At 66.1% G+C, this 13,071-nt stretch carries 11 protein-coding genes; 1 reads left to right on the top strand and 10 read right to left on the bottom strand.

Annotated elements, in window-relative coordinates:
* Positions 1-11: 11 nt before the first annotated feature.
* Entirely contained in the window at positions 12-1,178 is a 1,167-nt protein-coding gene (locus ACNSTU_RS15230; RefSeq protein WP_418212569.1) for an ABC transporter substrate-binding protein, read from the bottom strand.
* A gap of 254 nt (positions 1,179-1,432) precedes the next feature.
* Between ACNSTU_RS15230 and speE the strand changes: the two genes are divergently transcribed.
* Entirely contained in the window at positions 1,433-2,296 is an 864-nt protein-coding gene (gene speE / locus ACNSTU_RS15225; RefSeq protein ID WP_290634323.1) for a polyamine aminopropyltransferase, read from the top strand.
* A 306-nt stretch (positions 2,297-2,602) separates the two neighbouring features.
* Here speE and lpdA read toward each other — a convergent pair whose 3' ends face one another.
* The 9 genes from lpdA to ACNSTU_RS15180 form a co-directional block, all read right to left on the bottom strand.
* On the bottom strand, positions 2,603-4,381 hold the full coding sequence (lpdA, locus tag ACNSTU_RS15220; RefSeq protein ID WP_418212568.1) for a dihydrolipoyl dehydrogenase: 1,779 nt from the start codon (positions 4,379-4,381) through the stop codon (positions 2,603-2,605).
* Between the two features lie 18 nt (positions 4,382-4,399).
* A complete protein-coding gene (locus tag ACNSTU_RS15215) occupies positions 4,400-5,806 on the bottom strand; it encodes a dihydrolipoyllysine-residue acetyltransferase (protein WP_290636862.1) in 1,407 nt (468 codons plus the stop codon).
* Between the two features lie 62 nt (positions 5,807-5,868).
* Entirely contained in the window at positions 5,869-8,526 is a 2,658-nt protein-coding gene (aceE, locus tag ACNSTU_RS15210; protein ID WP_290636861.1) for a pyruvate dehydrogenase (acetyl-transferring), homodimeric type, read from the bottom strand.
* Positions 8,527-8,725: 199 nt separating this feature from the next.
* Entirely contained in the window at positions 8,726-9,352 is a 627-nt protein-coding gene (locus tag ACNSTU_RS15205; RefSeq protein WP_290634317.1) for a DUF502 domain-containing protein, read from the bottom strand.
* 10 nt (positions 9,353-9,362) lie between these two features.
* Complete coding sequence (locus ACNSTU_RS15200; RefSeq protein WP_290634328.1) at positions 9,363-10,001, bottom strand: DUF4197 domain-containing protein; 639 nt, start codon at positions 9,999-10,001, stop codon at positions 9,363-9,365.
* Between the two features lie 182 nt (positions 10,002-10,183).
* Positions 10,184-10,498, bottom strand: coding sequence for a high-potential iron-sulfur protein (locus tag ACNSTU_RS15195; protein WP_290634315.1), 315 nt, complete (start codon positions 10,496-10,498; stop codon positions 10,184-10,186).
* Between the two features lie 269 nt (positions 10,499-10,767).
* On the bottom strand, positions 10,768-11,499 hold the full coding sequence (locus ACNSTU_RS15190; protein ID WP_290634313.1) for a hypothetical protein: 732 nt from the start codon (positions 11,497-11,499) through the stop codon (positions 10,768-10,770).
* Between the two features lie 64 nt (positions 11,500-11,563).
* A complete protein-coding gene (hemF, locus tag ACNSTU_RS15185; protein ID WP_290634311.1) occupies positions 11,564-12,481 on the bottom strand; it encodes an oxygen-dependent coproporphyrinogen oxidase in 918 nt (305 codons plus the stop codon).
* A gap of 40 nt (positions 12,482-12,521) precedes the next feature.
* Positions 12,522-13,070 (bottom strand): Sua5/YciO/YrdC/YwlC family protein, encoded by a 549-nt coding sequence (locus ACNSTU_RS15180; RefSeq protein ID WP_290634309.1) that lies wholly within the window; start codon positions 13,068-13,070, stop codon positions 12,522-12,524.
* Position 13,071 lies beyond the last annotated feature (1 nt).

Genomic DNA, 13,071 nt, shown 5'->3' with positions numbered 1-13,071 from the left:
CCTTCCAGGGCCTAGTCGAACAGACGGGACCAGTCCAGCGGCTCGAACTCGCCATCCCGGATGCGGGTGGGCCATACCGAGTCGCTGGCCTGATGGTCGTCCGGCCCCAGCGTCAGGGTCTCGCCGAGGCCGATGTCGAACTCACCCAGGGAGAGCAGTCCGTCGACAACATCCTCCCGTCCGGGATCGGCGCCGGCCTGCTCGAGGCCCGCGACGAACGTGCGGGCAGCCAGGTAGCCTTCCAGCGAAATGAAGTTGGGCTCGGTATCGGGAGCGTGGGCCGCCAGGGCATCCCGGTAATCCGAAACCGCGGGCAGGTCGGCGTCGTAAGGGGGCACCACCTGGGTGACCACCACGCTCTCCGCCATTTCCGGATCAAGCGCGTCGCGCAGGGCGTGGCTGCCCACGAAGGAGACGGCCAGGAAGACAGTGTCTGGGAGGTCCCAGTAGGCTTCCTGGATGAACTCGGCGATGGGGCCGTGGACACCGACCATGATGATCGCCCGGGGCTCGGTCTCCGCCTCCAGGATGGTCGCAAGGCCGTTATGGATATTCGTGGTGCCGCGGGTGTAGCGCCCGTGGGCGAGCGCCTCCGGGCGGTACACGTCGTGCGCCTCGAGCGCCGCCATGGCACCGCTGTGGCCGGCGTCACCGAAGCCGTCGTTCTGCGTGAAGAAGGCGATCTCCTCCGGCTCCAAACCCGCCTCCAGAAGCCCGTCGATCATCGCCGCGGTCTCCTGATGGTACGAGGCACGGAAATTGATCACGTGACGGTCGGGCGGATCCTGTCGCAACACGCCCGCACCGGTGAAGGCACCAAACAGCAGGGTCTCGCTGCGGTTGTGAATGGGAATGGTGACGATGGCCGTGGGCGTGCCGACATTGCCGATTGACGCGAGCACCTCATCCTCGTCGATGATCTCCCGGGTCAGCGGCGCGGAACGGGACGGCTCATAGCCGTCGTCGCGGCTGATCAGCTCCAGCGATCGTCCGTTGACGCCGCCGGCCTCGTTGACCTCCCGGAAATGCGCCTCGATGCCCGCGCGCATCCCTTCACCCAGGCCGGCGGCACCGCCGGAAAATGGTGCAACCATGCCGAAGCGAAGCTCCGCCTGTGCCAGTGCAGGCACGAGCAGCAGCAGCGCGAACCAGCGTCCGCCTTGCAATCCGCGAATCATGTTGAGCTCCCCCCCTACTTGCGTTTTGATCTGCCTTTGTTTTGTCGGTATCGGCAGTGATGGGCTGGACATGAGCGACACCCTGTCATTCCTGACAGGGTGCACCCACGAACCGACCCATCTCGAGTCTGCCCATCCGTGGCTCAGGGAACCGCGCCATGGTTCACAGACTGGTCACGGCAAGCACCATTGCGCATAATCGCCGCGCACCTCATCACACGCGGAAACGGCCTGCGGGCCTCGGGAGAGCAACCATGGGACTGGACAGCGAGCGCTGGTTCAGCGAGCCCTTCGGCGAGGAGGGCATCGCGTTCTCACTGGAGATCACGGAGAAGCTCCACGCGGAGCAAACGCCCTATCAGTCCATTGAGGTGTACGACACAACGCGGTGGGGCCGGCTGCTTGTGATCGACGGCTGCGTGATGCTCACAAGCCGCGACAATTTCACCTACCACGAAATGATGGCGCACCCGGTGCTGTTTACCCACCCGGACCCGCGCAATGTGCTGATCATCGGCGGCGGCGACTGCGGCATGCTCCAGGAGGTGCTGCGCCACCCCGGCGTCGAGCGCTGCGTGCAGGTGGATATCGACGAGGGGGTGACGCGGGCGAGCGAGCGGTTCTTCCCGGAACTGTGCGGTGCCAACAACGACACGCGCGCGGAGCTGCTGTTCCAGGACGGCGTGCAGTACATCCGGGACCTGCCCGCCGGCAGTGTGGACGTGGTCATCGTCGACAGCACCGACCCGGTGGGACCCGCAGAGGGGCTGTTCGGCGAGGCGTTCTTCCGGGATGTCCACCGGGCCGTGGCGGACGACGGGCTGATCGTGCAGCAGAGCGAATCACCGATCCTGCACGTGGACACCATCCTGAAGGACCTGCACGCGGCCATGCGCGGCGCCGGTTTCAGCCGGGTGGCCACATTGCAGTATCCGGTGTGCAGTTACCCCTCGGGCTGGTGGTCCGCCACCATGGCGAGCAAGGGCGCCGATCTCACGCAGTTCCGCGAGACCGACGCAGCCAGCAAGCCGTTCAAGACGCAGTACTACAACGCCGCCATCCACCGTGGTGCGCTGGCGGTGCCGGAGTTCTGCCGGCACCTGCTGACGGACCAGTAGACGGGCGGCAGGAGCGGTAACCGGGGCGTCCAACCGTGGTGGATCTGAAGATCCACCCTACGCCGGTTCGGCCGGTCGGTGGGGCGTGTGAGACCGCCAGGGTGACTCGCGACGCTCCGACCCGCAGGCCGTCCGGCCCGAAGGGTGGCGGCAGGGACGCCGCCATCGATTTACAGCACAGGGATGTGCTGTAAATCGACCAGGCCGGAGGGGCGGAAACTGTCCTTCTGCAAGAAGGACAGTTGGGCGGAGTGCGGAACCCTGGCGGTCTCACACGCCCCACCGACCGGCCGAACCTTTGGCCGATTATTTCTTCTTCTTCGGCACGTACAGGTCCGTGATGGTCCCTTCCGCCATCTCCGCCGCGAAGCAGACCGTTTCGCTGAGAGTCGGGTGCGGGTGCACGGTGAGGCCGATGTCCGTGGCGTCGCTGCCCATCTCGATGGCCAGGGCGACCTCGCCGATCAGGTCGCCCGCACTGACGCCGACAATGGCACCGCCCACAACGCGACCGGTCTCTTCATCAAAGAGCAGCTTGGTCATGCCCTCTTCGCGCCCCATGGCGAGGGCGCGGCCGCTGGCCGCCCAGGGGAAGGCGCCTTTCTCGACCTTGATGCCCTGTTCCTTCGCCTGCTCCTCGGTGAGCCCCACCCAGGCGACCTCCGGGTCGGTGTAGGCCACCGACGGAATCACCCGCGCGTCGAACGCGCTCTTGTGACCGGCGATCACCTCCGCGGCCACCTTACCTTCGTGGGTGGCCTTGTGGGCGAGCATGGGCTGGCCGATCACGTCACCGATGGCGAAGATGTGCGGCACGCTGGTGCGCATCTGCTCATCAGCCTTGATGAAACCGCGATCCACATCCAGGCCCGCCGCCTCGGCGTTGACCAGATCACCGTTGGGCCGCCGGCCCACGGCCACCAGAACGCGGTCGAAGGTATCGGTCTCCGGCGCGTCCTTGCCTTCGAAGGTGACCTTGATGCCCTTCTTCAGCGCCTCCATGCCGGCGACCTTGGTGCCGGTGTAGATGTTCTCGTAGCGCGCGCGGACGCGCTTCTCGAAGGGCCGCAGGATGTCCTTGTCGGCGCCGGCCATGAGGCGGTCCATAAGCTCCACCACCGTCACCTTGGCCCCCAGCGCCTCGTAGACGGTGGCCATCTCCAAGCCGATGATACCGCCGCCCACCACCAGCAGACGCTTGGGAATCTCGTCGAGCTCCAGGGCGCCGGTGGAATCCATCACCCGCGGGTCGTCCAGATCCATGCCCGGCGGCGCCACAGGCCGGGAGCCGGCGGCGATGATGGCGTGCTTGAACTTGATCGTCCGCCCGCCATCCTTGCCTTCAACTTTCAACTCATGGGGTCCGGCGAACTCGGCCTTGCCGATGACCGTCTCAACCTTGCGCTGCTTGGCCATGCTGGCGAGCCCGCCGGTGAGCTTGCCGACAACACTGGACTTCCAGTCCCGCAGCTTGTCCAACTCGATCTTCGGTTTGCCGAAGACCACGCCGTGATCCTTGAACTGCTCGGCGGTGTCGAGAATGTGGCCGACGTGCAGCAGCGCCTTGGACGGGATGCAGCCCACATTCAGACACACGCCGCCCAGGGTATCGTAGCGCTCCACCAGGATGACCTTGAGCCCCAGATCGGCGGCACGGAAAGCCGCCGTGTAGCCACCCGGCCCGGCGCCGATGACCACCACGTCGCAGTCGGCATCGGACGGAGCCTCCGAGGCCGCGGCGGCGGGTTGCGGTGCCGGCTTGCTCTCGGCCTTGTCGGCAGAAGGGGCAGGCTCCGGCTCCGCGGGCTGCGCATCCTCCTCCGGGGGCTCCGCGGCCGCGCCGCTTTCGGCGGCCTCCAGCTCCAGGATGACATCACCCTCCTTGACCTGATCGCCTACCTTGATCTTCACCGACGTCACCTTGCCGCCGGTGATGGCAGGCACTTCCATGGTCGCCTTGTCGGACTCCAGGGTGATCAGGGATTGCTCCGGCTCCACCGTGTCGCCGTCGTTCACCAGGACTTCAATGACATCGACGGCGTCGAAATCGCCGATGTCGGGAACCGTGATCGTTGTTGTCGCCATGGGTCGGATCCTTTTCGGTTACAGCAGCAGCTTGCGCAGATCGGCCAGCAGTCCGGCGAGGTAGGCAGTGAACCGCGCCGCCGCGGCGCCATCGATCACCCGGTGATCGTAGGACAGCGACAACGGCAGCATCAGCCGCGGCTCGAATTCCTTGCCGTTCCACTTCGGCTTCATCTCCGACTTCGACACTCCAAGGATCGCCACCTCCGGCGCGTTGACGATGGGCGTGAACGCCGTGCCGCCGATGCCGCCGAGGCTGGAGATGCTGAACGTGCCGCCCTGCATGTCCTTCGGGCCGAGCTTGCCGTCCCGCGCCTTGGCGCTGAGTTCGCCCAGGTCCCGCGCGATCTGGTAGACGCCCTTCTGGTCGGCATCCCTGATCACCGGCACCACCAGGCCCTGGGGCGTATCCACCGCCACGCCCACGTTGATGTAGTGCTTGACGATGATGGCGTCGCCCTCGGGCTTGAGCGAACTGTTGAAGTCCCGGTACTTCGCCAGCGCCCCGGCGGACGCCTTGACCATGAATGCCAGCGGCGTGAGCTTCACGCCTTCCTTCTCGGCGGCGTCCTTCTCCGCCTTGCGGAAGGCCTCCAGCTCCGTGATGTCCGCCTCGTCGAACTGGGTGACGTGGGGCAGGTTCAGCCAGCTGCGCTGCAGGTGCGGCCCGGAGAGCTTCTTGATCCGCGACAGCGGGACTTCCTCGACCTCGCCGAACTTGCTGAAGTCCACCGGCGGGATGGCCGGAATTCCCGCGCTCCCCTCGGCGCCCGCCGCCGGTGCTGCGCCCGACTGGGCCTGCTTGACCACGCCCTTCACGTAGGCCTGGACGTCGTCCTTGAGAATGCGCCCCTTGCGGCCGGATCCACTGACCTGACCGAGATCCACCCCAAGCTCCCGCGCCAGCCGGCGCACGGCGGGGGACGCATGTGCGCGCTTGTGGGACTCGCTGTCGATGGACTGCGTCGGAATGGGCGCCGCGTCGGCCTCCACCTGATGCACCGGATGACGGGGCGGCGCAGATGCCTCCGCCGCCCCCCCGTTGGCGGCGGGGGCACTGGCCGCGGCAGGCTCTTCGGGGGCCGCCGGCTTCTCCGGCTCCGGCGCGGCCTTCGCCGCCTCGGGCTCGGGCTCCTTTTCGGCGTCCTCCCCGGCATCACCACCTGCACTGCCGCCATCTCCTTCCGCGGGCTCCAGTTCCAGGATGGTGTCGCCTTCCTTGACCTGGTCTCCGACCTTGATTTTCACGCCCTTGACGGTGCCGGCCTCCGGGGCGGGCACCTCCATGGTCGCCTTGTCGGACTCTAGGGTGATGAGGGACTGCTCGGCCTCCACGGTGTCACCGTCGGAGACCAGGACTTCAATCACATCGACGGCGTCGAAATCGCCGATGTCGGGTACCGTGATCGTCTTCGTGGCCATGATCGGGTCCTTTTCGAGACGTCTCGACCCGGAGCGGTGCCACGCCCCGGGTGCTGGAATGCCGGTTACGCCCGGGCCGGGTTCGGCTTGTCCGGATCGATGCCGTACTTCTTGATGGCCTTGGTCACCGTGGCGCTGTCCAGCTGACCCTCATCGGCCAGGGCCTTGAGCGCGGCAACGGTGATGTAGTAGCGGTCCACCTCGAAGTGATGGCGCAGCTGCTCGCGGGTGTCGGAGCGACCGAAGCCGTCCGTGCCCAGCACGTAGAAGCGCCGATCCATGAAGCCGCGGATCTGATCCGGCACGGCCTGCATATAGTCGGTGGCGGCGATGGCGGGGCCCTTGCGGCCCTTCATCCTGTCCTCCACCCAGCACGTCATGGGCTTCTTGTCCGGGTGCAGCAGATTCCAGCGTTCCGTCTCCAGGCCATCCCGCCTCAGCTCGTTGAACGACGGACAGCCCCACAGGTCGGCATCCACCTTCCAGTCCTGCTTGAGCAGGTCGGCGGCGGCAATGACCTCGCGGAAGATGGTGCCCGCACCCATGAGCTGCACCTTGTTCTTGCCCTTTCCCCCCTCCTTGTAGAGGTACATGCCCTTGCGGATGCCTTCCTCGGCTCCCTTCGGCATGGCGGGCTGCGGGTAGTTCTCGTTCATCATGGTGATGTAGTAGAAGACGTTTTCGCCCTCCTGATACATCCGCCGCAGGCCGTCCTGGATGATCACGGCCATCTCGTAGGGGAAGGTGGGGTCGTACGAGATGCAGTTGGGTATCGTGGACGAGAGCAGCAGGCTGTGGCCGTCCTGGTGCTGCAGGCCCTCGCCGTTCAGCGTGGTGCGGCCGGCGGTCCCCCCCATGAGAAAGCCCTTGGCCTGCATGTCGCCAGCGGCCCAGGCCAGGTCACCGACGCGCTGAAAGCCGAACATGGAGTAGTAGCTGTAGAACGGCACCATGTTGATGCCGTGGTTACTGTAACTGGTCCCGGCGGCGATCCAGGAGCTGAACGCACCCGCTTCGTTGATGCCTTCCTGGAGGATCTGGCCATTCTTGCTCTCCTTGTAGAGCATGAGCTGATCCGAGTCCTCGGGCTCGTAGAGCTGGCCCACCGAGGAGTAGATGCCCATCTGCCGGAACAGCCCCTCCATGCCGAAGGTGCGCGCCTCGTCGGGAACGATGGGCACGATGTGCTTCGCCAGGTTCTTGTCGCGCGTGAGGATGGAGAGGATGCGCACGAACGCCATGGTGCTGGACATCTCGCGCTCACCGGACTCCTTCAGCAGCAGATCGAAGGCCGACAGTTCCGGCACCGTGAGGGCCGGGGCATCGGTGCGCCGCTGCGGTAGATACCCCCCCAGCGCCTGACGCCGCTCGTGGAGGTACTTCATCTCCGGCGAGTCCTCCGCCGGCTTGTAGAACGGCGCCTTCTCCAGCTCCTCGTCCGGTACCGGGATCTCGAACCGATCGCGGTAGTGCCGCAGCGCCTCGATGCCCATCTTCTTCTGCTGGTGGGCAATGTTCTGACCCTCACCGGACTGACCCATGCCGTAGCCCTTGACGGTCTTGGCCAGGATCACGGATGGCTGCCCGGTGTGGTTCACCGCGGCGTGGTAGGCCGCGTAAACCTTGTGGGGGTCGTGGCCACCGCGGTTGAGACGGCGGATGTCCTCGTCGGAGAGGCTGGAGACCATCTCCTTGAGCTCCGGGTACTTGCCGAAGAAGTGCTCGCGGGTATACGCGCCGCCCTTTGCCTTGAAGTTCTGATACTCGCCGTCCACCGCCTCTTCCATGCGCTTGAGCAGCAGGCCCTTGTCGTCCTTGGCGATGAGCGGATCCCAGTAGGACCCCCAGATGACCTTGAGCACGTTCCAGCCGGCGCCACGGAACTCGCCCTCAAGCTCCTGGATGATCTTGCCGTTGCCGCGCACCGGCCCGTCCAGGCGCTGCAGGTTGCAGTTGACGACAAAAATCAGGTTATCCAGGCCTTCCCGCGCAGCCACGTCGATGGCGCCAAGGGATTCCGGCTCATCCATTTCGCCGTCGCCCATGAACACCCAGACCTTGCGGTCGGAGGTGTCGGCGATGCCGCGGTCGTGCAGATACTTGAGGAAGCGCGCCTGGTAGATGGCCATGATCGGCCCCAAGCCCATGGACACCGTGGGGAACTGCCAGTAGTCCGGCATCAGCCACGGGTGCGGATAGCTGGTGACCCCCTTGCCGCCCACGTCCTGGCGGAAGCCGCGCAGGTGCTCTTCGTCCAGCCGGCCTTCCAGGTAGGAGCGGGCGTAGATGCCCGGCGCCGAGTGTCCCTGGATGAAGACCATGTCGCCGCCGTGATTCTCGTTCGGCGCGCGCCAGAAATGGTTGAAACCCACGTCGTAGAGGGTGGCACTGGAGGCGAAACTGGCGATGTGACCACCGACCCCCGGGCGCGCTTCGTTGCCCTGCAGCACCATGGCCATGGCGTTCCAGCGAATGATGGAGCGCAGGCGCCATTCGAGATGGTGGTCCCCGGGAGAGCGCGTTTCCAGGTGCGGGGGGATGGTGTTCAGGTAGGCCGTGGTGGCCTTGAAGGGGATATGGCCGCCGCGCCGGCGTGCCTTGTCAACCAGGGTTTCCAGAAGGAAGTGGGCCCGGTCCGGCCCCTCCATCTCGATAACCGCCTCCAGGGCTTCCAGCCACTCACGCGTCTCCTGGGGGTCGATATCGTCCGGTTTCTCAGCCATGGACCTGCCTCATTGTTTTGCCCCGCACCCGGGCCGAGCCGTCACCCCGCTTCGGGGCGGCTACCGATCATCGCCTTGTGAGCGATGACGCCGTGGGCGCATGGGCGTGACTTTTCTGTTTGCGTCTCCTCGACAGTCCCATCATAGAAGCAGCGCCTCTGGCTGACTACACGGTATTTTACCCTTTCAGGACAAGCGTTTATTCCGCCTGTTTATGTTGCGATGCGCCACCGCCCCCTTGGGTCGACATGCCTGCGGTCACTGCAAACCGCATCGCCTCGTCCATGCCCATGTCCACCGGCTCAAGGTGTTTTCTCGGCAGAATCAATGTGTAACCACCGATCTGGTAGCTCATGGGAAGGTACACGGCAACCGTTTCCCGATCGCCCATGTTCTCCGGCAGACCCTCCCAGGCCTCCCGGGTGACGAACCCGAGCAGTTTCGCCTCCGTCTCGCCCAGCGGCAACCGAACCAGCACGACCTGCGATTCCTGGCTGCCACCGTCACGGGAAACAAACGCCATGACGTCCTGTACGGCCGAGTAGACCGTCTTCACCAGAGGAACCCGTTGCAGCAGGCCCTCCCCCAGCCCGAACAGGCGCCGGATCAGATAGGCCTGCAACAACACTCCGACCACGAAAACCAGCGCCACACCCAGCATCAGGCCCAGCCCAGGGACGTACCAGCTTTCCGGAAGAAGCACGGTGAGAATGCCGCCCAGCACGTCCTCAGCGGTGCGGGCAAGCCACACAACCAGGTACACCGTGACGAAGACTGGCAATACAGCAGCCAGCCCCTTGAGAAAGACTTTGCTCATCCGGCGCATACCTGACTCCTCAGCGGCCAAACACGTCACGCAGCAGCGCCGTGGTGCGGGCTGCGGGGTCCGCCCGGATCCGTGCCTCCTCTTCCGCCAGCACCGTGAACAGGCCGTCCAGGGCCTGGTCGGTCACGTAGCGATCCAGATCCAGCTCCAGGCTGGGGAGCAATGGCAGCTGGTTGTACCCGTCACGCAGCGGCTGATAGACCCGATAGACGCCCGCGGCATCCATCTGCTCACGCACGATCGGCCGGTACCGTTCCCGGAGCTCGGACTCCGACTGATCCCGCAGGTACCGGGTGGCCGCGTCGGAACCGCCGTTCAGCACGGCGTGGACATCGGCCGGGCGCATATCGCGGATCGCCCCTGCAAAGACGGAAGCGGCCTCGCTGGCCGCCTGCTCGGCCGCCCGGTTCATGGTGCGCTCCAGCGTATCCACCTGACCGCCCAGGCCAACGCGCTGCAGCTGCGAGGCCGCGGAGTCGAACTGCTCCGGGAGCGGGATGCGGATGTCCGCGTTGCCCAGGTAGCCATCCTCACGGGCCGTGCGATCCACGGTTCGCTCCGTTCCCACGCGCAGGGCGTCGCGAAGGGCGGCGGCAACGCGGTCATCACCCTCATCCTCCGCCGGGTCATCCCGGTCGAACGGAGGCATCGACAGGTCGATTGCCTCACATCCGGCGGCAAGAATGGCGGCCAATGCAACCGCCAACAGTCGATACGGCATGAGCCCCCCTGCTATCGCAGTCCAGCAGTATGGCACGGTCCAGACACCGCCGGCGCCAACGAAAAAGCCCTCCATGAGGAGGGCTTCAGCACATCCGGTTCAGCGACCGTTCAACCAGCCCAGACGCTGCACCAGCCCTTGTCTTTAACAAGCACGTCGGCGAAGTCCGGGTGATGGCACTCACCCCAGCCGTTGTCACTCTCACCCGCCCAGAAGGCGCAGTTGTCACAACGCTGACCGTCCTCGTAACTCTCGTGATCCGCGTCCGCGGCATCGTTGACGTAGTGGTGGGCGTGGCCATCCTCAGCTTTGGCCATGGCACGCACGTCCCGCTGGTGGATCAACGTGCTCAGAGGCAGCGCGGCCACCGCCATCGCGCCGGTTTTCAGGAACTTGCGACGACTCGTATCAGTTGGTTGCGTCATGATGAATCCTCGTGGGTTGCTTATTGGATTTGGTAAATCTGGTGCTACCCGAACCACCGCGCCAGCGCGGCGGAGGACGAGTGAGGCCGGCGCGCGCCGCAGACATCCGTGCCCGGACCTTAAGGCCGCCCCGCGCAGGATCCACGAGCGCCTTAAACGTCCGACCATCCCCGCACAGGGGAGTTCCGGCCCTGATACCAGTGATAAAGGATGCCATCAACCACCCGGTCGGGGCCAGCACAGAGACGCACGCACCGGGGTTCAGCGGCTCACCGGTCACACTCGCGAGCCACGCGGCCGCCCTCGCGCAACCACAGCAGAGCGGGCGAGGCGGCGTCATCGGCCCGATACTCCATGGTGAGCCCCTCGTCACGCGGGTCAGGCTGGTCACGCCCGGTGACCCGAAACCGGCGGCCCCGGTAATCCACGAATCCGGGGAATACCCGGATGCGCGCCGGCGGCGCATCCGGGTCCGGCGCCCAGAGTCGCTGTGCGGGCGCCTCCTGCAGTAGCGGTGGCTGTGGGCAGGAGGGGCGGGCGGGGGACTGGGAGGGCACGGCCGTGGCGCCTTTCACATCCACCTCCACTGGCGCATCCGCGCCGAATCCGGCCCAGCCCGCTTGGCACGCATGCTCGGCAAGGTGGCGCTTCAGCACCGCGTCCTGGGCCTGGTAATCGGATGCACTCTCCAGAGGGTAGGGATGGTGCCAGACGGCATCGGGTGGCCGACGCAGGGCCTTGAGGCGGATGATACGCAGCAGCTCCGGGGAGAACGGCTGTTCCCCTGCGCCGAACCAGGTGGTCGCCGCGCCCCCGTCCGGTTCCCGGATCAGGCAGGCAAACGGGCCGTCCTCACACCAGCCCGCGCAATACACCTGCAAAATCCGGCGGTGGCGGGCCCCGATGCAATCACGGGCCGACTCCGGGCACCCGGTGAGATGCCGGATCACCAGGGCAAGATCGACCCGGTGCAGGGTCGCAACAGGGGCAGCTCGGGCCATGGCACACCTCCGCGCTTTCAGCTCGGAGGTCAGTGTGCTTTGGCCCTGCAGTCCCAGCTTGTCTCTATGCGTCGTCCACCCACTCTCGTGGCGTCAGGTACCGGCTGGACAGCTCCGCCTCGGGCGAGCCCGGCTCAGGCGTATGCCCGTACTCCCAGCGCGCGAGCGGCGGCAGCGACATGAGAATGGATTCGGTCCGGCCACCGGACTGGATGCCGAACTTGGTGCCGCGATCGAAAAGCAGGTTGAACTCCACGTAGCGCCCGCGCCGGTAGAGCTGAAACTGCCTTTCACGATCCCCGTAGGGCGTCGCTTGGCGGCGCCGGACAATGGGCAGGTAGGCAGGCTCGAAGTGATCGCCCACGGAGCGCATGAAGGCAAAGCACTGTTCGAAGCCCCACTCGTCGAGGTCGTCGAAGAACAGACCGCCGACACCACGCTGCTCATTCCGGTGGGGCAGGTGGAAGTACTCGTCGCACCACTGCTTGTAGCGGCGATAGACATCTTCGCCAAACGGCGCACACGCGTCGCAGGCCACCTGGTGCCAGTGCCGGCAGTCCTCGTCGAAGCCGTAGTAGGGCGTCAGGTCGAATCCGCCGCCGAACCACCACACGGGCTTCGCGTTGTCCCGTTCCGCGATGAAGAAACGGACATTGGCGTGCGCCGTGGGCACGTAGGGGTTGCGGGGATGGATGACCAGCGACACGCCCATGGCCTGAAAGCTGCGGCCGCTGAGGGCGGGCCGGCGCTCCGTGGCCGCCGCCGGCAGGCTCGCCCCGTGGACATGGGAGAAATTGATGCCCGCCTGCTCGAAGACGTCGCCCTGGTACATCACCCGGGACCGGCCGCCGCCGCCTTCCTCGCGCACCCAGGCATCCTGCTGGAAACGGCCACGGCCGTCCTCGCTCTCAAGCGCCTCACACAGCGCATCCTGCAGGCCCAGCAGGTAGGCCTTGACGGCATCCGGTGCGGGATCACTCATTACGATGCTCCGATTCGTTCTTGCCGCTCACTGCGAACCATCAGCGTCGCAGCGTGGCGCCGGTGGTGCCGTCCCGGATCTCGGAGGGGCGTGCCCGCCCTCCCGTGGCGCCGTGGACCACATGATCCACGTGGCGGCCCAGCCGCCACCGCGCTTCGGTGGCGGTGCGCGCCGGCTGCGCGCCACGGCGATTGGCGCTGGTGGACACCAGCGCGTCACCGAAACAGTCGCTGAGGCGTGCCGCCAGGGCATGATCCGTCACACGCACCGCCACCGTACGCCGGCCGCCGGTGAGCCACACGGGCACATCGGAGCGACACGGCAGAACCCAGGTCACCGGACCGGGCCATGTGGCCATGGCCTGGTCAAGCTGCGCCGGCGTTGCCGCCAGGTACGGCATTACGGCGTCGATCCGGTTGGCGATGAGAATCAGCCCCTTGCCGCGCGGCCGGCCTTTCAGGCGACGAAGGCGCTCGACGGCCCCGCGATTCAGCGGGTCGCACCCCAGGCCGAAGACGGCCTCGGTGGGATAGGCGATCAGCCCACCCCCGTTCAACACGCGCATGGCGGGCAACAGGGTGAGGTCCATG

This window comes from Aquisalimonas sp. APHAB1-3, assembly GCF_048323695.1.
In the GTDB taxonomy this organism is placed as follows: domain Bacteria; phylum Pseudomonadota; class Gammaproteobacteria; order Nitrococcales; family Aquisalimonadaceae; genus Aquisalimonas.
Note: the sequence above shows the minus strand (reverse complement) of the source record. Positions and strands in the feature narration are given on the sequence as shown.

Coding starts and splice junctions, on each gene's coding strand:
- ACNSTU_RS15230 (WP_418212569.1), bottom strand. CDS start 1,178: ATGATTCGCGGATTGCAAGGCGGACGCTGGTTCGCGCTGCTGCTGCTC.
- speE (WP_290634323.1), top strand. CDS start 1,433: ATGGGACTGGACAGCGAGCGCTGGTTCAGCGAGCCCTTCGGCGAGGAG.
- lpdA (WP_418212568.1), bottom strand. CDS start 4,381: ATGGCGACAACAACGATCACGGTTCCCGACATCGGCGATTTCGACGCC.
- aceE (WP_290636861.1), bottom strand. CDS start 8,526: ATGGCTGAGAAACCGGACGATATCGACCCCCAGGAGACGCGTGAGTGG.
- ACNSTU_RS15205 (WP_290634317.1), bottom strand. CDS start 9,352: ATGCGCCGGATGAGCAAAGTCTTTCTCAAGGGGCTGGCTGCTGTATTG.
- ACNSTU_RS15200 (WP_290634328.1), bottom strand. CDS start 10,001: ATGCCTCCGTTCGACCGGGATGACCCGGCGGAGGATGAGGGTGATGAC.
- ACNSTU_RS15195 (WP_290634315.1), bottom strand. CDS start 10,498: ATGACGCAACCAACTGATACGAGTCGTCGCAAGTTCCTGAAAACCGGC.
- ACNSTU_RS15190 (WP_290634313.1), bottom strand. CDS start 11,499: ATGGCCCGAGCTGCCCCTGTTGCGACCCTGCACCGGGTCGATCTTGCC.
- hemF (WP_290634311.1), bottom strand. CDS start 12,481: ATGAGTGATCCCGCACCGGATGCCGTCAAGGCCTACCTGCTGGGCCTG.
- ACNSTU_RS15180 (WP_290634309.1), bottom strand. CDS start 13,070: ATGGACCTCACCCTGTTGCCCGCCATGCGCGTGTTGAACGGGGGTGGG.